The sequence below is a fragment of the Colwellia sp. KS18-150 genome, from assembly GCF_057551365.1.
On the sequence record NZ_BAAJMC010000010.1, the window covers coordinates 89707 to 113153 of the forward strand.

At 37.6% G+C, this 23447-nt stretch carries 24 protein-coding genes; 6 read left to right on the forward strand and 18 right to left on the reverse strand.

The genetic code is table 11. The annotated features are described in order from the left end of the window. Positions 1-15: 15 nt before the first annotated feature. Positions 16-1680 (reverse strand): OprO/OprP family phosphate-selective porin, encoded by a 1665-nt coding sequence (locus AC27IF_RS13180; RefSeq protein WP_487054802.1) that lies wholly within the window; start codon positions 1678-1680, stop codon positions 16-18. A 124-nt stretch (positions 1681-1804) separates the two neighbouring features. Next, on the reverse strand, positions 1805-2383 hold the full coding sequence (locus AC27IF_RS13185) for a lipid-binding SYLF domain-containing protein (RefSeq protein WP_487054803.1): 579 nt from the start codon (positions 2381-2383) through the stop codon (positions 1805-1807). 198 nt (positions 2384-2581) lie between these two features. On the opposite strand from AC27IF_RS13185, the gene AC27IF_RS13190 reads away from it, so the two are divergent. After that, the gene (locus AC27IF_RS13190) at positions 2582-3682 is read left to right on the forward strand and encodes a GGDEF domain-containing protein (protein ID WP_487054804.1); all 1101 of its coding nucleotides are present in this window, start codon (positions 2582-2584) and stop codon (positions 3680-3682) included. Between the two features lie 33 nt (positions 3683-3715). Here the strand turns inward: AC27IF_RS13190 and AC27IF_RS13195 are convergent, their stop codons facing one another. Next, positions 3716-4471, reverse strand: coding sequence for a hypothetical protein (locus AC27IF_RS13195; RefSeq protein WP_487054805.1), 756 nt, complete (start codon positions 4469-4471; stop codon positions 3716-3718). 221 nt (positions 4472-4692) lie between these two features. Continuing rightward, positions 4693-5277, reverse strand: a complete 585-nt coding sequence (locus AC27IF_RS13200) for a DUF4136 domain-containing protein (RefSeq protein WP_487054806.1) — start codon at positions 5275-5277, stop codon at positions 4693-4695. A gap of 225 nt (positions 5278-5502) precedes the next feature. Between AC27IF_RS13200 and AC27IF_RS13205 the strand changes: the two genes are divergently transcribed. From AC27IF_RS13205 to AC27IF_RS13220, 4 genes are all read left to right on the forward strand, one after another. Beyond that, entirely contained in the window at positions 5503-6936 is a 1434-nt protein-coding gene (locus AC27IF_RS13205; protein WP_487054807.1) for a sulfatase-like hydrolase/transferase, read from the forward strand. Between the two features lie 82 nt (positions 6937-7018). Further along, positions 7019-7948 carry a LysR family transcriptional regulator gene (locus AC27IF_RS13210; protein WP_487054808.1) on the forward strand — a complete coding sequence of 310 codons (930 nt, stop codon included), beginning with the start codon at positions 7019-7021 and terminating at the stop codon, positions 7946-7948. A 24-nt stretch (positions 7949-7972) separates the two neighbouring features. After that, positions 7973-9034, forward strand: coding sequence for a hypothetical protein (locus tag AC27IF_RS13215; RefSeq protein ID WP_487054809.1), 1062 nt, complete (start codon positions 7973-7975; stop codon positions 9032-9034). A 9-nt stretch (positions 9035-9043) separates the two neighbouring features. After that, complete coding sequence (locus AC27IF_RS13220; protein ID WP_487054810.1) at positions 9044-10237, forward strand: BamA/TamA family outer membrane protein; 1194 nt, start codon at positions 9044-9046, stop codon at positions 10235-10237. Positions 10238-10292: 55 nt separating this feature from the next. On the opposite strand, the gene AC27IF_RS13225 is transcribed toward AC27IF_RS13220, so the two are convergent. After that, entirely contained in the window at positions 10293-10649 is a 357-nt protein-coding gene (locus AC27IF_RS13225) for a hypothetical protein (protein WP_487054811.1), read from the reverse strand. A 287-nt stretch (positions 10650-10936) separates the two neighbouring features. Here AC27IF_RS13225 and AC27IF_RS13230 point away from each other — a divergent pair, with 287 nt between their 5' ends. Beyond that, entirely contained in the window at positions 10937-11473 is a 537-nt protein-coding gene (locus tag AC27IF_RS13230; RefSeq protein WP_487054812.1) for a hypothetical protein, read from the forward strand. A gap of 95 nt (positions 11474-11568) precedes the next feature. Here AC27IF_RS13230 and AC27IF_RS13235 read toward each other — a convergent pair whose 3' ends face one another. The 13 genes from AC27IF_RS13235 to mnmG all read right to left on the reverse strand — a co-directional run bounded on the left by AC27IF_RS13235 (position 11569) and on the right by mnmG (position 23381). Further along, positions 11569-11994 (reverse strand): F0F1 ATP synthase subunit epsilon, encoded by a 426-nt coding sequence (locus tag AC27IF_RS13235; RefSeq protein WP_487054813.1) that lies wholly within the window; start codon positions 11992-11994, stop codon positions 11569-11571. A 55-nt stretch (positions 11995-12049) separates the two neighbouring features. Beyond that, complete coding sequence (gene atpD / locus AC27IF_RS13240) at positions 12050-13435, reverse strand: F0F1 ATP synthase subunit beta (protein WP_487054814.1); 1386 nt, start codon at positions 13433-13435, stop codon at positions 12050-12052. Between the two features lie 105 nt (positions 13436-13540). Continuing rightward, complete coding sequence (gene atpG, locus AC27IF_RS13245) at positions 13541-14404, reverse strand: F0F1 ATP synthase subunit gamma (RefSeq protein WP_487054815.1); 864 nt, start codon at positions 14402-14404, stop codon at positions 13541-13543. A 37-nt stretch (positions 14405-14441) separates the two neighbouring features. Beyond that, the gene (gene atpA / locus AC27IF_RS13250) at positions 14442-15983 is read right to left on the reverse strand and encodes a F0F1 ATP synthase subunit alpha (RefSeq protein ID WP_487054816.1); all 1542 of its coding nucleotides are present in this window, start codon (positions 15981-15983) and stop codon (positions 14442-14444) included. A gap of 25 nt (positions 15984-16008) precedes the next feature. After that, a complete protein-coding gene (gene atpH, locus AC27IF_RS13255; RefSeq protein ID WP_487054817.1) occupies positions 16009-16542 on the reverse strand; it encodes a F0F1 ATP synthase subunit delta in 534 nt (177 codons plus the stop codon). Positions 16543-16555: 13 nt separating this feature from the next. Then, a complete protein-coding gene (gene atpF / locus AC27IF_RS13260) occupies positions 16556-17026 on the reverse strand; it encodes a F0F1 ATP synthase subunit B (protein ID WP_487054818.1) in 471 nt (156 codons plus the stop codon). 47 nt (positions 17027-17073) lie between these two features. Next, positions 17074-17295 (reverse strand): F0F1 ATP synthase subunit C, encoded by a 222-nt coding sequence (gene atpE / locus AC27IF_RS13265; protein WP_076417406.1) that lies wholly within the window; start codon positions 17293-17295, stop codon positions 17074-17076. Positions 17296-17460: 165 nt separating this feature from the next. Beyond that, positions 17461-18231: a F0F1 ATP synthase subunit A gene (gene atpB / locus AC27IF_RS13270; protein WP_487054819.1), complete on the reverse strand. Its 771-nt coding sequence runs from the start codon at positions 18229-18231 to the stop codon at positions 17461-17463. Positions 18232-18275: 44 nt separating this feature from the next. Continuing rightward, complete coding sequence (locus AC27IF_RS13275) at positions 18276-18674, reverse strand: ATP synthase subunit I (RefSeq protein ID WP_487054820.1); 399 nt, start codon at positions 18672-18674, stop codon at positions 18276-18278. Positions 18675-18990: 316 nt separating this feature from the next. Beyond that, the gene (locus AC27IF_RS13280; RefSeq protein ID WP_487054821.1) at positions 18991-19887 is read right to left on the reverse strand and encodes a ParB/RepB/Spo0J family partition protein; all 897 of its coding nucleotides are present in this window, start codon (positions 19885-19887) and stop codon (positions 18991-18993) included. 14 nt (positions 19888-19901) lie between these two features. Further along, positions 19902-20732, reverse strand: coding sequence for a ParA family protein (locus tag AC27IF_RS13285; protein WP_487054822.1), 831 nt, complete (start codon positions 20730-20732; stop codon positions 19902-19904). Positions 20733-20807: 75 nt separating this feature from the next. Beyond that, positions 20808-21437: a 16S rRNA (guanine(527)-N(7))-methyltransferase RsmG gene (gene rsmG / locus AC27IF_RS13290; protein WP_487054823.1), complete on the reverse strand. Its 630-nt coding sequence runs from the start codon at positions 21435-21437 to the stop codon at positions 20808-20810. A 51-nt stretch (positions 21438-21488) separates the two neighbouring features. Then, on the reverse strand, positions 21489-23381 hold the full coding sequence (gene mnmG / locus AC27IF_RS13295; RefSeq protein WP_487054824.1) for a tRNA uridine-5-carboxymethylaminomethyl(34) synthesis enzyme MnmG: 1893 nt from the start codon (positions 23379-23381) through the stop codon (positions 21489-21491). Between the last annotated feature and the right edge of the window lie 66 nt (positions 23382-23447).

Consider the following 23447-nt stretch of genomic DNA (forward strand, 5'->3'; position numbering starts at 1 on the left):
ACGCGAGTATACATATCAAAGCATAAGCATTAGGCGAAAGTTAATACCACTACTTTTGCCTTGTAAATATTCATTCTCAAATTGGCAGGTATTAACAATAAGGCTGCAACGCTCTAAGTTTATCCAACGATAGTTAGCACTGATATTAAATTTAGGATTTAACCACCAAAATAAACCCAATGAAAATATACCTGTTTCACCACTGGATAGTGCGGCATTATTACCATCAAACTCAGACCAACGACTCGTTAACTCCCACGCACCAATACCGCCTTGCTCTACAGATTGAGAAACGGCTAGCGGAGCAAAAGTGCCATTGCGCTTATTATAACTACGCATTTCACCCGTTAGTGAAAGAGCAGCGCTAAGGTAATATCCTGATAATGTTGGATTACCCTGCTCAGTTGAGTCTATATTTGATTGTATATACTCACTTGATAGCCACAATGGGCCTTTCCGCCACGAGGCCTCCAAATTATAGGTTAAGCTGTCATTGGCACTAATATTACCTGAATCGATAAAATCTGGTGAATTATTAAATTCAGGTGAAGATGAATAGGCTAATTCTGCTTGAGTATTTGAATAGCGCAAACCAAAGCCTAAATGCACTAACTCATGTTCATCTTCAGTTAAATAGGGTAGCCAAGTAGTCCTACCGATAACTTGTGTGGCATTATCACCAAAATTATTATCTGTATCTAACCAATTATTAAAAACACCACCGGCGACAGTAAATCGCTGATCAAATGCTTGTGTGCTGAAAACCATGCCAATATTTCTAGAGGGAAGTAGAGTGTCTGCCCCAACACTTCTCTCTTGCATGGGTACGTGCACCAATGTCATTAATCGCTCCATTGATATCGGCTCTTTTTGTTTGCCAATACTTAAGGTACTGTTTGAAAAAATAGGAATATCTAAGCGCCAATCAAGGAAGTTTAAACTATCGGTCTCATCAGAGTCATATCCTTTATCAAAAGTTGCTGTTGCTGCACTTATGCTATAAACCCAAGGCTTTTCAAAGTCGTTCAGTGTTCCTGCAATACCAAAACGAAATGCACGTATCTCACTACCATCGTACTCAGACAAATCACCTACTTGTACTCGGCTATGACTATCTTGATTAAGCCATTTTTGCCGATCAAATGCGACCACGCCAGTAAATAGTGTTGAAAAATGCTTATTTTTATAAAAGTTCCATTGTTTATTTTTATAGCTTGAAGGCAAGATAAAAGAAGGTGGTGAGTAGGCGAGCCAAGCAGCACGTTTAGGCTTAGGCTTTGATTTCTCTCTAGCTAAAGGGATGGCGACGGAGGCTATTTTAATTGTATTTTTAACAACTTTACCTTCATGTATTGCTAGAACAGCGTACTTTTTCGTGTCTAGCAAAACGTTAAAGTCTTTATGTGGGTTTTTACTTAACACTAAAAAATTAGGCGCTTTACCTGGCTCTAGAGTACCGAGTAAAACGCCTTCTTGTGCGTCAATGACTTGAGTAATTGATTCATCTTCAAGATCATCCTGAGAGATCAATTCTAATAAGCTATTTTTAATTAAAATATTGGCAACAATGTTCTTTTTGTCGCCATCTGGATCAACTAAAGTAACATGATTGATAAGTATGTTATTTGTGACTTCTTTCGTCTTAGCAATATTAATGACAGGCTCCTTTTGTGCTAACACTTTAGGTGCTAACAAAAAAACAAAAAGAATGAACAAAGACCTAACGTAAATTGTATTCATTCTTTTTAAACCCCACTAAATAGGACGACTTAACCACCATGTTTAATGCATGGCGGTTAATAATTTACTCAGAATTTTGCATCACATCATCAGTGAAGTCTGTTGGCCAAAATTTATAACCTTGAACCGTCGCTTGTGCCGCAGCTCCCCATAAAGCAGATTGATAGATAGTAACTCCTTCAACATCATAGGATGTATTCGCGGCTGCTTGCCCACCTTCTTCTTCATGCTTGGCACTTGCTTCTGCGCGTGCTCCAGCATCCCAGCCTTCTTCTTTAAAGCGACGAAGTGCTTTAGCATCATTATATGCATAAACAAAAGCTACTTTTTTAAAGCCAATTCCTGCTCCGACACCAAGAGAAGCAAAGCGGTAATAATCAGTTTTCCCTCCCCCCTTTAATACACAAACACCACCACCTGTAGAGGCTGCAAATAAATAGCTATCACTACCGGTGCAAACTAAATAAGCCAAGCTTTTTGGTATTTTGTTTTTTGCTGCTGGGTGATCATCATATATTTGCTGTAAAGCGGCAGCCGTTTCTTTTTGGGCATTGGCTTTTTTAGCCGCTGGAGTATTTCCCGTAGCGCAACCAAGCAAAAAGCTTGAAGTAACAACTGCTAACGCCAAATGTTTTATAGTCATTTGTTTATCCCTGTATTAAAGTTGTAAAAATAGACACCTATTAAATTTAGCATTAATTGTAAGCGAGTCAACATATTAAAGGCTGAATGTAAAAAGTAATGATTATAATAAAGGCGCATAACACTTTGGTTGATTAATTGATCTAATTATCCTTTTGTTCTACTTTAATAGTACATTCTTTACGCTTCGAGGGCTTTTGTGTCGACTATAACTGCCTGGTTTAGGCGTTTTCAAAAGCATCTATTTTCATTGCTTCTAAATGAAGACAATATTTCTTCGTTATTGAGCCATAAAAGCCACCACTGCATACTTTTAGTGCTTTTATTTGCTGTCATAATTTTACCAACAATGGCTTTTTCTTCATGGTTAGCTGGCAACATAGAACGCAGCTTTGTATTACTGATTGTTTTTGCTTTATGTTTAATTGTACTTATTTTAGAAAAGCGCAATAAGCAAATCCCTTTCATTAAAGAGTTATTGGTATTTACCATTGTATTGCTCGCTTTATATTTAATGATAGGCGGCGGTTTAAATGAGACCGGCGCTTTATGGTGTTATCCCCTTAGTATTATTTTATACATGTTTTATGGTGCTAAAATTGGCATCACCCTCAATATGTTATTAGTCTTTTTTGCAACGCTCATCTTTATGCTTAACCCTTTAGATGTGGTAATTGCCGATTACACCTACACACAACAAACCCGCTTTATATTTACTTTTATTCTCTTAAATATTTTTGTTTTCATTATCATCTACGCCGAAGAGTTATTAGTTCAATCACTAAACCAAGCAAGAAAAGCGCTTCAAAAAGCCAGTTTAACCGACGAATTAACCGGGCTTGGTAATCGACGATTTATAAAAGAAGCGCTACAAAGCATTGATAGAAGAGAAGGATATACTGGTGAATTAGTTGTGGTAATGCTCATCGATATAGATAAATTTAAAGATGTAAATGATCTTTATGGGCATGATATTGGTGATCTAGCACTAGTGCATATCAGTAGCAGTATTAAACAAAAGATAAGGAGAACCGATTTAATTGCCCGTTGGGGTGGTGAAGAGTTCTTAGTAGCATTAACCAATACTGATCTACAAAAAGCTAAAGAAATAGCTAAAAACCTATGTAAACATATCCAACAAACACCTGCTATTTTCAATAATATCGAATTAAATATGAGCATTAGTATCGGTATATCTAGCTTTGTAGGTGAGCAAATCGATATAGAAAAAATAATTAAACAAGCCGATGTAAACTTATATAAAGCAAAAAGTGCTGGGAGAAATAGAGTTGTATACTAGAGTTAGCTACAACTCTATTTCAAATGGCGCTGGTTAAAAAGTAAAATTTAACCCTATAATTGGCCCGTGAGTAATGGTGTCATAAATAAAATGTCCCACCTCGCCTGCCTCTTCATCATTTTCATAATCAACCCAAGAAGCTTTGTATTTCATGTCTAAGGTCATTAGCTTACTAATTTTATAAGTGAATCCTGCCTCGAGTGTTGAAGTAAAATCAGCGCTTAAACCAAAGCCACCAATATCAGCCCGAGTAATAAAATTCCATTGGCGATTAATTTTGCTATTCCACCGAACGCCCGCCACAACATCAACCCAGTCTTCTTTCACTTTAATATCCGTACTACCGGAAACAACGGCAGGATCTAAAGTCAAACTCATATCATTGTCCCACCAACGAACACCTGCAAAATAATCGACTTTCGAATGTCCATATTTAACTCGATATAGACCAAGAGTTTCTAAAACCCCCTGCCTAAGTCCTACCTTTAAGAATCCATCACGGTTATTGGTATGTTTCTGACTTAAATCCATAAACCCATAGTCCATTGCAAGACCCCAGCCACTTTTATGGTGTGCTTCAAAATGAACCATGGCTGCCATATCTAAGTTGTCTAATATGGTTTTAAAATCAACATCAACATCGGCTCCTGATACTCGACCAATGCTCGCATCGCCAACTATACTCGTTGCCATGAGGTACGGCTCTACTTCAAATGACCAATCATCAGCATTTGCAGCGATACTGGTTGTGTTAGCAATAATAAGCGCTATGAATATATTTCTTTTCATTCTCTTTCCTTTTGCTTTCAGTTTGTTATTTATTAAGTATTTATTTAAAAATGACTAAAACAATATACCCCAATAAGCATAACTTACTGGGGTATATTTTTTACAGTTGATTTAGCTTATTACTTAATTAGTTCAAAGTCACTTGGCACCCAAGCTTTATCAAACCACGTTTTGTTCTCAGTGGTTTTCGTCCAATTCGAGCCATACAATTGACTCATTTGTTAACTTAACGGTAACGGTTTAATCATATCGGTTACGACTTTGTTTAACGCCTCTTCACGTTCTTGTACGGTATCAAAAGACTTCATTGGCTTAGTTAATACGCTTCTATAAACGCTTTGTTTAGTATCATTATCAATAATATCCATCACCAAGGTACCTTCGATATAATCTCTAGTGCTAACATGGCTTACTCCACCGCCATACCCATAGCCACAACGGTAGCATCCACTTCCATAATAGCCACCACTATAGTGAGTGTTTACTTTAACTTTATCCTTAGTGACAATGAAGTAGCTAATCAGTATATCGGCTTTGTTTTCTGATACTTCTACTTTACCTTTTTGTTGCATTTGGCTATCAATTGCCGTTTCTAAACGCTTTCTATCAATATCACTGAACATTGGGTTTTTTAATTGTTCATCTCCAACAACGTAATAACTGTTTACTGCAGCAAAGTCATAACTATTACTTTGATCGGTTTCCGGTGTGTAAGTTGTAGAACACGCACCAAGAATTAATGTGACTGGAATAATAATTAATTTAGCTATTGTTTTTACGGTATTATTTATTGAATTTTTCATCATTACCTCTGCTTTGATTACTGTGTATTTATTTGTTGGAATAATAATATCCTCACAACATTATGCATTCAAACAACTTAAATTCATTTAATATATGCACAAAACACATATCTTTATAAATGAATTGATATTGAGCAACTAGGCATGTTTTGTTTTTCTTCTGTTTATTTAAGAATGTAGATAAGATGAGTTACATCTACCGATTGATTACATTAGAAAGGATTTAAAATGAACAACCTTTACAGAGTTATATTTATTATTGTTACGCTGTGCTCATTTTCATCCTACGCAAGTAGCAAACCTAATATCGTTTATATTTTGGTGGACAACTGGGGCTGGGGAGACTTAAGCATTCAAGGCAGTACAATACAAACCCCGAACATAGATGAATTTGCACAACAAGGTTTGCGACTAACAAATTTTAATGTACAAAATCAGTGTACTCCAACACGTTCTGCCTTACACACAGGTCGACTACCTATACGAACAGGCAATCAAAAAGTACCTGCACCTGGTGAGCCTGATGGCATGGCATATTGGGAATATACACTACCTGAACTTTTATCTGATGCGGGTTATCACACATCACTCTTTGGTAAGTGGCATATAGGCGCCAATATTAAAAAGCTTCCTAATTATCAAGGTTATGATTACTTTTGGGGTACACAAGAAGGTACTAATGCAGCCGGTTATACTGCCACTCCTCAATGGGACCCAACAGTAGCTACAACCCCCTATATTTATGAGGGAATAAAAGGTAGTGATGCAAAAAAGGTGAAAGTTTTCGATATTCCAGCCAAAGTAACCCTTGATAATGAAATAACCGAAAGAGCTATTGCAAACATCAAAAAACAAGCAAAGTCTGGCAACACTTTTTTTAGTTATATTGCTTTTACTCATTTTCACCCTCCTTTTACTGTACATCCTGATTTTGATAACAAATCTAAAGCAGGTATTTATGCTGATACGCAAATGGAAGTGGACCACAATATAGGCCAAATTTTATCAGCAATAGATAAAGCCGGTATCGCAGATAATACTCTGGTTATTTTAACTGGTGATAATGGCGCAGGTAATTTTCCACAGGGTTCATCGCTAGCTTCAGGTGAAGATGGTGGCGGCGGCTCTAATGGTCCATGGCGTGGTGGGTTAAGTACCGCCTATGAAGGTGGCCTTCGAACGCCAGCTATGATTAGATATCCTGAGAAAATAACTGCAGGACGCGTTTCTGACGAAATCATTGGCGATATAGATATGTATACCACTATTGCAAGCTTTGCTAACGCTGATAATCTAGTTCCCTCAGATAGGCCTATTGACGGTATAAACCAAAAGAACTTTTTCTTAGGAAAACAAAAAACATCCAACCGTGAACATTTCATCGTTTTTGTAGGTGATGATCTATTCGCAGTAAAATGGCGAAATATGAAAATGCACTTTATGGCCACAGAATCTACACACTCACCGGTTATTAAGAGATTCACCTTCCCACAATTATTTGATATTAAAAACGATCCAAAAGAAGCTTATGAATTATGGGGAAACAAAGGTTATACGCACGGCTGGGTAATGGAGCCTATTATGAAAAAAATAGTCGCCCTGAAAACAAGTATGGCAAAATATAGAAATATTAAGCCTGGAGAAGAGTTTAAAGGATATTAATTTGTCTAATATTAATAAGGTTATGCATTTAGTTTCTTATTCGTTATTATCAATATGACCTAAACACATAGCGAGTCATTTAATGCAAATATCAGAGCAAAAGCTTTCTAGAGTTGATTTAAATCTCCTTGTTTCACTGAGTGTGCTGCTAAAGGAAAAAAGCGTTAGTCGCGCTGCAGAGAGATTATATCTTTCGCAGTCAGCTATGAGTCGTACCCTGCAGCGACTACGTGATTTATTTGATGACCCGCTTTTTCATAGAACAGCTACAGGCATTATTCCAACAGTCAAAGCTCAAAATATTGAAGCCTTATTGCCAGATTTAATTCAAAAATTAGAGTCAGTATTTCAAGATGATGAGTTTGATCCAGCAAGTTGTCAGCAGCATTTTAATCTATCCGTGCCTGCTTTAATGAGCCATGCCTTTCTATTGCCTTTATTACAGCAATTAGAAAATGAAGCGCCAAAGATAAAACTTACTGAGCACCCGGCTAAGATCAACCCATATTCATATTTAGAATCAGGTAGTTTAGACTTTGCAATACATGTCGAAGCCTCTTCAGATAATAGCTTTAATTCCATACATTTAGGCGTGGTTACCCCAGTTATTTATGCTAGAAAAGGACACCCTTTATCTAATAGTAAAAAAGTCGAGTTACAAGATTGCTTTAATTATAGTTACCTTGATTTGCATATTGAAAATGACACAAATATATTATTTACCAACCCAATTGATATTTTACTTTCTAAGCAAGGCTTTAAACGAGATATTCACCTAAAAAGTAGCCAACTAAGCATATTAACCCAAGTGTTAAAAAGTACTGACCATTTATTAATTGCTCCTCACTTCTTTTTAAATACTAAAGAATACCAAGATAATTTTGATGTTATTTATAGCTTTGAGCAAACCGAAATAAACAACATTAATTTATATTTACTTGAGCACCAAAGAATAGAAAATAGTAAAGCTCACCAATGGCTTAAAGACAAAGTAATCAAGCAAAACTTTTAGTCTGTGCAATATAAGGATATAAATATGTTTTCAGTTATACGCGCATTTAAACACATTATTAATATTGCTATATTTTTAGTTCTATCTACCTCCTTCGCTCATACTAAAGAACAAAATAAACAAACTGAAGATGCACAAGATAAATGCCAATGCTCTTTAGAAGAAATAATTAATGTAACCAAGCAGTACCCTTCTTTACAAGGCAGAGAAATTGGCGAAGCATTACTTAATAAGGAAGGAGAAAAGGAAATATGGCCTCGGGCATTACCTTTTTTTGCTCAAGAAGTATTGGACTTAGGCTTTGATTTACCCAAAACCTTTGGTATCGCTATTATCCCTAATACCATTAGCCAAGATTTGACGCTGAAAAACTTAAAGGTGGGTATTAATGATTCTGAAATGGTCGCAATTGATTTCGTTCAGTTTGGTAGTGCAAGAGCACATAATAACAACCTGCAGATTAAAGCAGATGTTTGGTTGTTTCCTTTTTTAAACCTCTATGTTACTTACGGGAAAATGCGAGGAGAAGCGGATGCTCCTATTGCTATAGAAGGAAAAGATTTACTCGAATTTATCGGCGTTGAATGCAATGGCGGAATATTTGAACCAGACGCTTGTCACCGTTCTTTCAACGCTATAGCTAATCCTGAATATAAAGGCAATAACTTATCATTAGGCTTTAATTTAGCGATGGGATGGGATAGATTTTTTGTCACACTTCCGGTCACATACGTAATGACAGATCTTAATATTTTAGATGATACGATTAAGGCATTACAAATTTCACCTCGCATTGGTATCTCTGCAGATGCTGGTGAATGGGGAACAATATCGACATTTTTTGGTATCACCTACTTAGATGCTGAGCTTGATGTTAGCGGCAAACTTAGCTTTAACACTGCCGATGTACCAACCGCCAGTGACACAACAACATTAGATTTTGTTATTAACCAAGAAAACGCTGATAAATATAACTATTTGATTGGTTTTAATTGGGATGTCACTAAAAGCTGGTCTTTTCATAGCGAGGCAGGATTTGGTGGTAGTAGAGAAAGTTTCATTGCTTCAGCAACTTATAGGTTTTAGGAAATTTAGATGTTCACCATAAAAAGATTTTTCACTGTTGCCATATTTCAATTCTGTTTTTATCCCATAACCGTTAGCGCCAGCCAGTTTATCGACCCACTCGATGGCATGTTGGATGCGTCTAAATATTTATCTGAAAATGCATATGGTTTTTTACCTGTACCTATCATTATCACTGATCCTGCTGTTGATGGTGGTCTCGGAGTAATGGGGCTTTTTTTTCATGAAACCGAACAAGAAAAAGCTGCGCGACTTAAAGCAATGGGGACTTCTGAAGATGCAGCTAAGCATCTACTACCGCCAAGTGTTTCTGCATTAGCAGGTGCTTACACGGGTAATGACTCTTATTTTGCCGGTGGTGGCCATTTAGGTTTTTTTAACAAGGGTAAAATCCGCTATATGGGCGGGGCCGGTTACGGTGATATCAACCTCGACTTCTTCGGTTTTGGAGATATAACGTTAAATAAGCCACTGCAGTTAAAAACTAAAGCTAGTATGGTTATGCAGACAGTTAAATTTAAACTTGCACAAAGTAATTTTTATCTAGGGCCAACACATCGATATATTAACGCTGAATTATCTCCTCATAAACTTAGCGATTTAGTCGGCAATCTTCCTCCTAACTGGCAAGAAGAATTGACTAAATTGCTTACTATTGATGTAACAACGTCAGGTGTAGGTTTCACCCTAGAGTATGATTCGCGCAACAATATATTTTCTCCTTCTCAAGGAATTGACTACCAACTCAATTACCTTTGGTTCGACGAAAGTGTCGGCTCTGATATTGATTACCAATTAACAGAATTAACTGGCTTACACTATTTTGAACATGGTAAACACTGGCGTAGTGCGTATAGATTTGAGGTTAATTATGCTGACTCAGATGCTTTATTACCCCCTTATGCCACTCCTTCTATCAGTTTAAGAGGTATTCCTGCTGCACGTTATCAAGGTCAGTCTGTTGCCATGGGCGAAGTAGAATTAACTTATCAGTTTAATCTACGATGGGCTGCCAATATATTTGCAGGTCTTGGTAAAGCCAGTAATACATTTTCAGAGTTAGGCTCTACAGCCAGTCGTATAAGTAAAGGGGTTGGATTTAGATACTTAATCGCTCGCCGTTATGGTTTTAATATGGGTATTGATATTGCTAAAGGGCCCGAAGACACTGTCTTTTACATTCAAGCAGGATCTGCTTGGTAATGCATATACTTAAAAGAGCCTGTCGCCAGGCTCTTTTATTTTACTATTAGTTAGCTTAACTGGCTTTTAAAAACCTATAAGTTCCTTTAATCTGCTCTTCATAAGCATGGCATAACTCACCTGCCGGCGCTTCAGCTCTTAATACACCATAATCTTGATGTGCCTGCTCCTTAACATCAGTCCAGCTAATTCCGTTTAATGTTGTATAGCCTTCTGAAAAAGCTTTTAATTTTGCTATTTCTTTAAATTTATCTACATCCATATCTTTCCCGCAATCACGTTCTAAGTATATTAATTTACTTGCTGATTCAGCTAGTAATGATTCAATCTCGTTACTTTGTGATTTACTTAATGTTTCAGCTGAAATGGTAGCACTAGTTAATAGCATCATTAGTATTAATATATTCTTCATTTTATCTTTCCTTCTATGGTGTATTTAATTTAAGGCTGATGTGCAGGGTATATAATCCTCTACATCACGTCATTGCAGCTACTTTATAGGTTGTTCACTTATTACTAAAGCGACTATTAAGCATAACATCTATGCACTATGTGCATAGCCTTGTCGTTTATAACTCCCATACATAAATGCACCAAACGCATAACAAACATGATATTTCTTCATTTGTTTTCATAACTACTCATAACTATAGTTTGCTTATTCGATTTGGATACATTCAATTATTAAGGAGATATTTCATGTTAACTTCATCAACAAAGAGTCTACTGGTATTAGTTACATCATTGTTCATCGCCAATGTACAAGCACAGCAGTTCGTTTTCCCACAAAATGGGCAAAGCATAGAGCAGCAGCAACAAGATGAATATAGCTGTCATTCTTGGGCAGTCACCCAAACAGGTGTCGATCCAACTAAAACCCAAGAGGTAAGTACACAGCCCCCTTCAACGGCTACTACTCCACCTCCGCAAGGTCCAAAACCAGGATCAGGTATGAGAGGAGCCATTGGTGGTGCTGCTGCCGGGGCTATTATCGCTGAAATTGGAGATAATGATGCTAGTAATGGCGCTGCTAAAGGAGCTGCTGTCGGTGCGATTGCAGGTAGAAGACAAAGTAGGAAAGCTGCAGCGCAAGCGGCAGAACAACAGGCTGAGGCACAAGCAGCTGCAAAGCAACAAGCAACACAAGTTCAACAGTTATCTAATGATGAATTAGAAAATTATAATAAAGCCCGTGCTGTTTGCTTAGACGCTAAGGGTTATAGTGTTAGTAAATAACTATATACTCAGCAACAAAAAAGCCCTGTCACTATATTTGTGACAGGGCTTTTTTTTAATACACTAAACCTTGATTAATTTCTTAAAGACAGAAATTAATTAGCTTTTTTGTTAGACGCTTGAATAACACGTAATTGTGCTACAGCACGAGCTAACTCTTCAGCAACAGCGGCATAGTCAACATCAGCGGTATTACCACTCATATTTTCTTCTGCACGTTGTTTCGCTTCTAAAGCAGCTTCTTCGTTCAATTCATCAGCACGACAAGCTACATCAGCAAGTACAATAACTTGATTAGGTTGAACTTCTAACATACCACCTGAAAGATAAATAACTTCTTCGCTATCATCTTCTTTAGTGATTAATGCCATACCAGGTTTTAGTGAGGTCAATAAAGGTGCATGACCAGGCATAATACCTAGCTCACCTTCACTACCTGTGATCTGTAATGATTTAATACTACCCGAAAATAAACTTTCGTGTGCACTAACAACATTTAGATTTACAGTAAATAATGCCATTTGACTCGACCTCTTATACGGTAAGCACTTAAAAGTTTAAGCGCCTACCCGATGATTACATCTTGTTAGCTTTCTCTACGGCTTCTTCAATAGAACCAACCATGTAGAATGCTTGCTCAGGCATATCATCATATTCACCAGCTAAAATGCCTTTAAAGCCTGAGATGGTGTCTTTTAATGATACATACTTACCTGGAGAACCGGTAAATACTTCAGCAACGAAGAACGGCTGAGATAAGTAACGTTGTATCTTACGTGCGCGAGATACTGTTTGCTTATCTTCTTCAGATAACTCATCCATACCTAAGATGGCGATGATATCTTTAAGTTCTTTGTAACGTTGTAATACTGATTGTACGCCACGAGCTACTTCATAATGCTCAGCACCAACCACTAATGGGTCTAACTGACGAGAAGTTGAATCTAATGGGTCAATCGCTGGGTATATACCTAGCTCAGCAATAGAACGAGAAAGTACAACCGTTGCATCTAAGTGAGCAAAGGTAGTTGCTGGGCTTGGATCGGTCAAATCATCCGCAGGTACGTATACCGCTTGGATTGAAGTGATTGAACCCTTGTTAGTTGAAGTAATACGCTCTTGTAATACACCCATTTCTTCAGCAAGTGTTGGTTGATAACCAACCGCTGATGGCATACGACCAAGAAGTGCTGATACTTCAGTACCTGCAAGTGTATAACGATAGATGTTATCTACGAAGAATAATACGTCACGACCTTCGTCACGGAATTTTTCTGCCATAGTCAAACCTGTCATGGCAACACGTAAACGGTTTCCTGGAGGCTCGTTCATCTGACCGTATACTAACGATACTTTATCAAGTACGTTAGAATCGTTCATTTCGTGATAGAAATCGTTACCTTCACGTGTACGCTCACCAACACCAGCAAATACTGAGTAACCACTGTGCTCGATTGCGATGTTACGGATAAGTTCCATCATGTTTACGGTTTTACCAACACCAGCACCACCGAATAAACCAACTTTACCACCCTTAGCGAATGGACAAACTAGATCGATTACTTTGATACCTGTTTCTAACAATTCGTTAGACATGGCTTGTTCTGCGTAAGCTGGTGCTTCACGGTGAATAGACCAACGGTCTTTTTCGCCAATTGGGCCCGCTTCATCGATAGGCTCACCAAGTACGTTCATGATGCGACCTAAAGTCTCAACACCAACAGGAACTTGAATATTATTACCTGTATTTACTACATTCAGACCACGACGCAAACCGTCTGAGGTACCCATTGCAATAGTACGTACAACGCCGCCACCAAGCTGCTGCTGTACTTCTAGTACTAAACCTTCAAGGTCACCTTCGGTTACATTTAATGCGTCATATACCTGAGGTACGGCATCTTGTGGAAATTCAACATCCACAACTGCGCCAATGATTTGGACGACTTTACCTGTACTCATGTTTATTCCTCTTAATTTAAGCTAACCATCGCTTTGCGAGACTAGCTTGTCGTTAAATTACGAAAACGTTATCTGCTTCACTTATAAAGTAAAGCTAGTTACTCTTTAACCAACCGCAGCTGCACCAGCAACAATTTCACCCAATTCTTGAGTGATTGCCGCTTGACGCGCTTTGTTGTATACCAGTTGTAAATCATCAATCAGCTCGCCAGCATTATCTGTTGCAGCTTTCATGGCTACCATACGGGCAGCTTGTTCACAGGCTAGGTTTTCAACCACACCTTGGTATACTTGCGATTCAACATAACGAACCAATAATTGATCTAACAATACGTTAGCATCTGGTTCGTATATGTAATCCCAACGATGTTTAATTTCTTCATCGTCAGATTTAGGTAAAGGTAATAACTGATCGATTGTTGGTGCTTGTGTCATAGTATTAACAAACTTGTTATATACAATGAACAACTTATCAATTTCACCGTCATCATAAGCTTTAAGCATAACCTGTACACTACCAACTAAGTCAGTAAGTGACGGGTTATCGCCTAAACCAGATATTTGTGCAGATACTTTAGCGCCCATGTTGTTGAAGAACGAAGTAGCTTTAGAGCCCACTACCGCAAATTCAACTTCAGCTTCTTGACCCTGCCATTTAGCAGCATCAGCTAGCACTTGTTTAAATAAGTTAATATTTAAACCACCACACAAACCACGGTCTGTCGATACAACAATATAGCCAACGCGCTTAACTGGACGTTCTTCCATATATGGATGACGATATTCCAAGTTACCAAGCGCAATATGACCGATCACGTTACGTATATTTGTCGCATATGGACGAGAGGCTGCCATACCTTCTTGCGCTTTGCGCATTTTAGAAGCGGCAACCATTTCCATAGCGTTTGTGATCTTTTGAGTGTTTTGAACACTCGCAATCTTGGTTTTTATTTCTTTACCAACGGCCATGACTCTTCTCCGAAAAGATTACTTAATTAAAAACGTCTTACCAAGTTTGCGTAGACTTGAAAGTTTCAAGTGCTTTCGTCAAACCTGCTTCGATGTCTTTATCGTAGTTACCTGATTCGTTAATAGTAGCCATAAGCTCAGCTTGATCACTATTCATGTAGGCTTGTAACGCGTCTTCAAAGTCATTAACTTTGTTAATAGCAACGTCGTTTAAGAAACCTTTTTCCGCAGCAAATAATGATACGGCAGTTTCAGCTACTGATAGTGGGCTGTATTGCTTTTGCTTCATCAATTCAGTTACACGCTGACCATGCTCTAATTGAGCGCGAGTTGCGTCATCTAAATCTGAGGCAAATTGAGCAAATGCTGCTAATTCACGGTATTGAGCAAGTGCTAAACGAATACCACCACCAAGTTTCTTGATGATTTTCGTTTGCGCTGCACCACCAACACGAGATACTGATAAACCAGCATTTACCGCAGGACGAATACCTGAGTTGAATAAATCAGACTCTAGGAAAATTTGACCATCAGTAATTGAGATTACGTTCGTTGGTACGAATGCAGATACATCACCCGCTTGTGTTTCAATAATAGGTAAGGCAGTTAAAGAACCAGTTTTACCTTTTACTTCACCGTTAGTGAATTTTTCAACGTATGCTTCGTTTACACGAGCAGCACGTTCTAATAAACGACTGTGAAGATAGAAAACGTCACCTGGGTAAGCTTCACGACCTGGTGGACGACGTAGTAGTAATGAAATTTGACGGTAAGCAACAGCTTGCTTAGACAAATCATCATATACGATCAACGCATCTTCACCGCGGTCACGGAAGTATTCACCCATTGAACAACCAGCGTATGGAGCTAGGTATTGTAGTGCAGCAGCTTCAGAAGCTGAGGCAACAACAACAATAGTATTTGATAACGCGCCGTGCTCTTCTAAGCTACGTACAACGTTTGCAACAGTAGAGGCTTTTTGGCCAATCGCTACATAAATACTTTTAATACCTGTGTTCTTTTGGTTAATAATGGCATCAAGTGCAATCGCTGATTTACCGATTTGACGGTCACCAATGATTAATTCACGTTGGCCACGACCAATTGGAATCATAGCATCAATTGATTTGATACCAGTTTGTACTGGTTGGTCAACTGATTTACGATCGATAACACCTGGTGCAACAACTTCTACAGGAGAGAAGCCATCGTTGTCAATTGGGCCTTTGCCATCAATTGGTTCACCTAAAGTGTTTACTACACGGCCTAATAAACCGCGACCTACTGGTACTTCTAAAATACGTCCAGTACCTTTTACTTTTTGTCCTTCAGCTAGATCCGCGTACGGACCCATAACTACCGCGCCGACCGAATCACGGTCTAAGTTCAATGCGATAGCAAAACGGCTGCCAGGAAGTTCGATCATTTCACCTTGCATTACATCGGCAAGGCCATGGATACGAACGATACCATCTGTTACAGAAACGATAGTACCTTCGTTGCGAGCTTCGCTGACAACGTCAAACTGTTCAATACGATTTTTGATCAGTTCAGCGATTTCAGTGGAATTCAGTTGCATGCTCTGTTCCCTTATTTAATCAGTGCTAGGATTGTAATGTTTGCGATAAACGGTTCAATTTACCTTGTACAGAACCGTCAATAACCATGTCTCCAGCTTGAATAATCAAACCTGAGATGATCTTTTTGCTAACTTTACAATTGAGCTTTACTTTACGTGCCAAGCGCTTTTCAAGCGCGGCGCTTAATGCTTTAGTTTCAGCTGCTTTTAATTTAATAGCAGAAGTAACATCAACATTTACCGTTTTTTCATAGTCTGCTTTTAATTCGCAAAACTGTTCTAAAACTTCTGGTAGCGCCAGCAAACGATGATTTTCAGCCAATAACTTTAAAAAGTTTTGACCTTTGCTTTCAACTTGCTCACCACAAACATTTAAAAATAATGTTGTCGCTTGCTCAACCGAAACACCACCATTAAGGTAAGTTTGGATTGTGTCGTCTTGTGAAACTTGTGCTGCAAAAGTTAGTTGTTCTAACCAACTGTCAACAGCATTTGCTTCAACAGCAAAATCAAACGCAGCTTTAGCGTAAGGACGAGCGATAGTTGTCAAATCTGACATACGCGTACTCCCCTTAAAGCTCAGCGACGAGTTTGTCTAAGATGTCACTGTGATCAGCAGCATCTATTGAACGCTCAAGAATTTTCTCGGCACCCGCTACAGCAAGAACAGCCACTTGTTGGCGTAGTTCTTCTTTAGCACGGTTACGTTCAGTTTCGATTTCTGCGTGACCTGAAGCTAAGATTTTTTCTTTCTCAGCTTGTGCTTTACCAGCAGCTTCTTCAACAATTTTAGCTTCATGCTTTTTAGCAGCATCTACAATAGACGCAGCTTGAGATTTAGCTTCTTTTAGTTGAGCTTTGGCTTTCTCTTGAGCTAACTCAAGATCTTTCGCAGCACGGTCTGTAGCAGCAAGTCCATCAGCAATAGTTGCTTGACGGGCTTCGATGGCACCAATAATTGGTGGCCAAACATACTTCATACAGAATATTACAAATACGATAAATGCAATTAATTCACCAATTAAGGTCATATTAAGATTCATTTATAGTACCTCCTATTTAAATTCGCGGTTAAACAATGGACTTAGAATTAAGCACCAACTGCGAATAATAGGTATAAGCCAATCGCAACACCGATCATCGCGATAGCATCGATAAGACCCGCTACGATGAACATTTTTACTTGAAGTTGTGGTGCTAATTCAGGTTGACGAGCAGCAGATTCTAAGAACTTGCCACCTAATAAACCAAAACCAATCGCAGTACCTAAAGCACCTAGACCGATTAGTAACGCAACAGCGATATATAACATATTTATCTCCGATTATTTAAAGTTATAAAGTTAAAAAAAATTAAAAATTTGTACAAAAACTCTTATTTTAGACTGGATAAATCCAACCTATAAATTTAGTATTTTGGGCTTCCTGCCCTCCACCCTACGGGCCGAATAAATTCGTGCTAATTTGCTCCATGCAAATTAGTGATCTTCGTGTGCTAAACTCAAATATAAAATAGTAAGCATCATAAAGATAAACGCCTGTAATGGGATAACCAGCAAATGGAAAGCTGCCCATAAAAAATGTACTGGCAATTGGAACAAGCCAATTGTCGCAATAAGTAAAAATATCAACTCACCCGCATATAAGTTACCGAACAAACGTAAGGCTAAAGATAGAGGGCGTGCTAATAAGGTAACCATTTCTAAAATAAAGTTTACTGGGTATAAAGACCAGTGACCGAAAGGTTGAGTAGTAAGCTCTTTAATAAAGCCACCAACACCTTTAACTTTAATTGAATAGTAAATAATAAGAACAAATACACCAAGCGCTAATGCGAAAGTCATATTTGGATCGGTTGTTGGTACTGCTTTCATATAATGAACACCAAACAACTCAAAAATTCGAGGAATAAGATCGACAGGTACCCAATCCATAGCGTTCATTAATAATACCCAAACGAATATTGTTAATGCTAATGGTGCGATAACTGGGTTTTTTCCATGAAAAGTGCTTTTAACACTATCATCAACAAACTCTACAATCATTTCAACAGCACATTGCCACTTACCGGGTACACCAGTAGTTGCTTTCTTTGCTACTGCACGAAATGAAAAAATGAAAACTAAGCCTAAAAATATTGACCAGCCTAAAGTATCTATATGAAGAGCCCAAAAGCCTTCTCCAATGGTTAGATTCTGAAGGTGATGCTTAATATATTCTTGGCTAGTAATTTCAACACCTGAAGCCATATTAATTATCCCAATGATTAAAGTTTAAAAATAAAATTTTCGAGTTAAGGTTTACTGTTAATAACTTTGCTTAATAAAAGCGGAGCTATTAATGGCATAACCATAACTAAAGTAAACATTACAAAAAACGGTACCGGCAGTAGCACTAAAAATTTAAAGGCGAGTGCAAATAATAAAGCCGTTAAAACCATCTTCAATTTCACGCCACTAAAAAAAGATTCAACCACTTTTTTTGATGACTGTGCTCCTGCATATTTAAATGCTTTAAGAGCAAAAACAATATTGGGCACAACAGCAACAATGCCACCAACTAAAGTTGATTTTGCATGAATTGCACCCCATATAAAATAAGTTACAAGTGTTACTAACAATACAATAAACAGTGTGAATAATATTTGGTAAAGGGCAAACTTTCGCCCCGCATGAGTTAATTTATTATTCATTATTATTAGTTAAATATTACTTTTAAAATTATAAGCTAAAGTTAATTGCTCTGAATACGAATAAAATCGTAGTCTGTGTTCTTTTTTAAAGTAAAAACTTTAACACTAAAAAGTTTGCGCAAGTATACTTAACTTGGCTTTTTTTGCAAGAAAATAGGGCAACGAACGCCCTTTATTTGTGCGAATATTTAATATTTTTTTTATCAATACTATTAAAGAGCTAATACAAGTTGAATAAGGTATTAATTTGTACGCGTTCAGCTCTTATTACATAAAAGTATTTGTAGGAAGTAAACTTAGGTTAAAGCCTTTAGTTTTAGTTTATTTTTGCAATAAACTCATTAAGCTCAGCTAAATTTGCGTAAGAGATGACTAATTTACCTTTACCTTTTTTATTATGGCTTACAGCAACTTTCATCCCTATTTTATCGCTCAGATCCGATTCAATGTTAACACTTATTTGATCTTTCTCTTTTGCTGGCTTGTCTTCACTTGGGTTTTGGATTTTTTTAATTAAAGCTTCTGTTTCTCTAACTGTAAGCTCTTTGGCAGCTATAGTTCGAGCTGCACTAGCTTGCAAACCATCAGCAAGTGCTAATAATGCACGAGCATGCCCCATTTCTATATCACCATTTTCTAGAAAGGTTTTTACTTCTTCGTTTAGATTATTCAACCGTAATAGGTTTGTTACTGTGGTGCGTGACTTCCCTACTGCTAAAGCAACTTCTTGGTGCGTTAGATCAAATTCAGTTAACAAACGCTCTAATGCTACCGCTTCTTCCATCGCATTTAAGTCTTCACGTTGAATATTCTCAATTAAAGCGATAGCGACGGCTGATTCATCAGGTACATCTTTGATTAAACAAGGAACTTCGGTTAGTTGTGCTAACTGTGCTGCACGCCATCGACGTTCACCAGCGATAATTTCATAATTTTCTTTATCATTGGTGTCAATTAACCTAACAACGATTGGTTGAATAATACCTTGTGATTGAATAGATAATGATAATTCTTCAAGTGCCGCATCAGACATATCTTTACGCGGTTGATATTTACCTGGCGATAAACTGTCGATAGCAATTTTTCTTAAGTCACCATCTTTAGGTTTTACATCGCCATCTTCTATATTTTCTTCTGGTACTGAATCTCTAACTTGTGGAGTAAGTAGTGCGTCAAGACCTCTGCCTAAACCTCTTTTTTTTGCTGGGCTCATAATATTCCTTGAAGTTACTCTACAGTACTTTGTTTTTGTTTAGGTTCTTGATTACTGCTGGTGTTTTGATCATTTTTAATTGGTGCATTCTTGCGTAATACTTCACCAGCTAAGGCTAAATAAGCTTTAGAGCCTGTTGCTGATTTATCATAATACATTGCAGGTGCTCCAAAACTAGGCGCTTCAGCTAAACGAACATTTCGAGGAATAACGCTACGATAGACTTTATCGCCAAAATGACGTTTCAATTGTTCAGATACATCATTCGCTAAACGATTACGAGGATCATACATAGTACGTAAAATACCTTCAATATGAAGATCGCCATTCACCACAGAAGTTAACTTTGAAATGGTATCCATCAATGCCGTTAACCCTTCTAAGGCATAATATTCACATTGCATAGGTACTAGTACAGAATCAGCAGCTGTCATCGCATTGACTGTAAGCATGTTTAATGAGGGAGGGCAGTCAATGATAATGAAATCGTAATAACTTTTTACCGGTGCCAATGCAGTTTTTAAGCGTTGTTCTCGTGCATAAACTTCCATGAGTTTAATTTCTGCAGCCGTTACATCTGTATTCGCCGCAATTAAATCATATAAGCCTGAAGTTTCTGTTTGTACAACTTCTGATACTGGCTTTTCTTCGATAAGTAACTCATAACAGGTTGCAGGTACTTCGTACTTATCAATACCACTAGCCATAGTGGCATTACCTTGAGGGTCAAGGTCTATTAATAATATTTTACGTTTTGTCGCGGCTAACGAGGCAGCTAAATTAACGGCAGTAGTAGTTTTACCTACACCACCTTTTTGATTCGCAACAGCTATAATTTTTCCCACAAGCGCCTCTATTTTTTATTATTTCGTAGGTTAGCCCTAGGCTGACAACGAGCAAGACTAAAGCCTCACCTACAATTAATTTAATTTTCTTAAGATAAGCACATGACGATCACCTACTAATTCAGGTACTGATATCTCATGACTTGATACTAAACTAATATTTTCAGGTAAATCTGCAATTTCATCCGCAGGGTATTGTCCTTTTAGTGCAAAAAAGTAACCTTGCTGCTGAGTTATTAAATGAGAACACCAGCTTACCATATCATTTAGGGATGAAAAGGCTCTACTGAGCACACCATCAAACGGTGCTTCCCCTTGAAAATCTTCAACACGTGATTTAATAGGCTGTACATTAGATAACTTTAATTGATATACCACTTGCCTTAAAAACGTAATCCGTTTTCCTAAACTATCTAATAATACAAAATTTCGCTCTGGATACAAAATAGCAAGTGGGATTCCTGGTAATCCAGGCCCAGTACCAACATCAATAAATGAGTTTCCCTCTAAAACCTCACCCACCATTAAGCTATCCATAATATGTTTAACTAACATATCTTGAGGATCTCTTACCGAAGTTAAATTATAAGCTTTATTCCATTTATGTAGTAACTCAACATATTGAACAAGTAATTGTACTTGTTCATCTGTTACTTTTAATGATGTTTTAGCAATGAGTTTTTCTAGGTCTACAGTTAGCGTCATGTTAATGCTTTCATTATTTTTAAATTTTTGGCTTAAACCTAAACAACTAATTTACGCACTTTTTTTACGCAATAAGCCATGTTTCTTTAAGTACACTAATAATAACGAAATTGCCGCAGGAGTAATACCAGAAATTCGAGAAGCTTTACCAATAGTTTCAGGAAGGGCATCTTTTAATTTAGCAACGACTTCATTTGAAAGCCCAGATATTTGTTGATAATCAAAATCAAGCGGGATCAAAGTATCTTCATTTCGCTTTTTCTTTGCTATTTCATCAAGCTGTCGATCAATATAGCCAGCATATTTAGTTTGAATCTCAATTTGCTCTGCTGCTTGCTTATCAGTAATCGCGGGGCCTAATCCTTCAATTTTCATAAGATCTTCATAACGCACTTCAGGACGACGAATAAGATCTTCAAGGCTAGCTTCTTTACTCATTGGATTTTTAAGTAACGCATTTACTTGCTCAACATTACTTTGATCCTTTTGTACCCAAGTATCTTTTAAGCGTTGACGTTCAAGGGCTATATTTTCCATTTTTTCATTAAAACGCTGCCAACGAAGATCATCAACTAAACCAACTTCACGGCCTTTTTCAGTTAAACGGATATCAGCATTATCTTCACGTAATAATAATCGGTATTCAGCGCGAGAAGTAAACATACGATATGGTTCTTTGGTGCCTAAAGTGGCTAAATCATCAATCAGTACGCCCATATAAGCTTGATCACGACCTAAAGTAAACTCACCAAGTCCTTTAACTCGACATGCAGCATTGGTTGATGCAATTAATCCTTGTGCACCCGCTTCTTCATAACCCGTGGTACCATTAATTTGTCCGGCAAAATATAAGTTTTCAACAAACTTACTTTCTAGTGATTGTTTTAAATCTCGAGGATCAAAGTAATCATATTCAATGGCATAACCAGGACGAGTAATAAATGCATTTTCAAAGCCTTTAATTGAGCGTACTAAGTTCATTTGCACATCAAAAGGTAAACTGGTTGAAATACCATTAGGGTAAACTTCATGGGTAGTTAACCCTTCAGGCTCAACAAATATTTGGTGGGATGTTTTATCTGCAAAGCGTGTGATCTTATCTTCAATAGAAGGACAATAACGTGGACCAATACCTTCAATGACACCAGTGTACATTGGTGAACGATCTAAGCCGTCACGAATATGTTGGTGAGTCTGTTCATTAGTGTGAGTAATAAAACAAGATATTTGTTGAGGATGATCTTTAACAGATCCCATAAATGAAAAAACAGGGGAGGGTGTATCACCTGGTTGCTCTTCCATTACTGAAAAATCTAATGAGCGTGCATCTAATCGAGGTGGAGTACCCGTTTTTAAACGATCTATTCTAAATGGCATATCACGCATTTTAGTGGCTAAATTTACACTAGCAGGATCACCTGCTCGGCCACCTTGGTAATTATTTAAGCCAATATGTATCTGGCCTGCAAGGAAAGTTCCTACTGTTAACACTACCGTAGTACCTTTAAACTTAAGGCCCATTTGGGTAGAAACACCGACAACTCGATCATTTTCTAAGATCAAATCATCACAGGGTTGTTGAAATATGGTTAGATTTTCTTGGTTTTCTAAGAATTGACGTACATAAGATCTATACAAAGCACGATCTGCTTGAGCTCTTGTTGCTTGTACCGCAGGACCTTTACTGGCATTTAAAGTTCTAAATTGAATTGCACTATGATCAATTGCGGTTGCCATTAAGCCACCCAAGGCATCAATTTCTTTAACTAAATGACCTTTACCAATACCACCTATTGCAGGGTTACAGGACATTTGCCCTAAGGTGTCTATGTTGTGAGTCAATAGCAAGGTTTTGCAACCCATTCGTGCTGAAGCAAGCGCCGCTTCGGTGCCTGCATGGCCACCACCAACAACAATTACATCATAAGACTCTTGATACCACATAAATTTTAACCTTTGAAAAAATAATAATTAAAGCAAATAGCCTTAAGAAAATCTGGAGGCATATTT

Bases quoted from the DNA above. Each gene is read 5' to 3' on its own strand.
- AC27IF_RS13185 (WP_487054803.1), bottom strand. From the start codon at position 2,383: ATGACTATAAAACATTTGGCGTTAGCAGTTGTTACTTCAAGCTTTTTG.
- AC27IF_RS13195 (WP_487054805.1), bottom strand. From the start codon at position 4,471: ATGAAAAGAAATATATTCATAGCGCTTATTATTGCTAACACAACCAGT.
- AC27IF_RS13200 (WP_487054806.1), bottom strand. From the start codon at position 5,277: ATGATGAAAAATTCAATAAATAATACCGTAAAAACAATAGCTAAATTA.
- AC27IF_RS13205 (WP_487054807.1), top strand. From the start codon at position 5,503: ATGAACAACCTTTACAGAGTTATATTTATTATTGTTACGCTGTGCTCA.
- AC27IF_RS13210 (WP_487054808.1), top strand. From the start codon at position 7,019: ATGCAAATATCAGAGCAAAAGCTTTCTAGAGTTGATTTAAATCTCCTT.
- AC27IF_RS13215 (WP_487054809.1), top strand. From the start codon at position 7,973: ATGTTTTCAGTTATACGCGCATTTAAACACATTATTAATATTGCTATA.
- AC27IF_RS13220 (WP_487054810.1), top strand. From the start codon at position 9,044: ATGTTCACCATAAAAAGATTTTTCACTGTTGCCATATTTCAATTCTGT.
- AC27IF_RS13225 (WP_487054811.1), bottom strand. From the start codon at position 10,649: ATGAAGAATATATTAATACTAATGATGCTATTAACTAGTGCTACCATT.
- AC27IF_RS13230 (WP_487054812.1), top strand. From the start codon at position 10,937: ATGTTAACTTCATCAACAAAGAGTCTACTGGTATTAGTTACATCATTG.
- AC27IF_RS13235 (WP_487054813.1), bottom strand. From the start codon at position 11,994: ATGGCATTATTTACTGTAAATCTAAATGTTGTTAGTGCACACGAAAGT.
- atpD (WP_487054814.1), bottom strand. From the start codon at position 13,435: ATGAGTACAGGTAAAGTCGTCCAAATCATTGGCGCAGTTGTGGATGTT.
- atpG (WP_487054815.1), bottom strand. From the start codon at position 14,404: ATGGCCGTTGGTAAAGAAATAAAAACCAAGATTGCGAGTGTTCAAAAC.
- atpA (WP_487054816.1), bottom strand. From the start codon at position 15,983: ATGCAACTGAATTCCACTGAAATCGCTGAACTGATCAAAAATCGTATT.
- atpH (WP_487054817.1), bottom strand. From the start codon at position 16,542: ATGTCAGATTTGACAACTATCGCTCGTCCTTACGCTAAAGCTGCGTTT.
- atpF (WP_487054818.1), bottom strand. From the start codon at position 17,026: ATGAATCTTAATATGACCTTAATTGGTGAATTAATTGCATTTATCGTA.
- atpE (WP_076417406.1), bottom strand. From the start codon at position 17,295: ATGTTATATATCGCTGTTGCGTTACTAATCGGTCTAGGTGCTTTAGGT.
- atpB (WP_487054819.1), bottom strand. From the start codon at position 18,231: ATGGCTTCAGGTGTTGAAATTACTAGCCAAGAATATATTAAGCATCAC.
- AC27IF_RS13275 (WP_487054820.1), bottom strand. From the start codon at position 18,674: ATGAATAATAAATTAACTCATGCGGGGCGAAAGTTTGCCCTTTACCAA.
- AC27IF_RS13280 (WP_487054821.1), bottom strand. From the start codon at position 19,887: ATGAGCCCAGCAAAAAAAAGAGGTTTAGGCAGAGGTCTTGACGCACTA.
- rsmG (WP_487054823.1), bottom strand. From the start codon at position 21,437: ATGACGCTAACTGTAGACCTAGAAAAACTCATTGCTAAAACATCATTA.
- mnmG (WP_487054824.1), bottom strand. From the start codon at position 23,381: ATGTGGTATCAAGAGTCTTATGATGTAATTGTTGTTGGTGGTGGCCAT.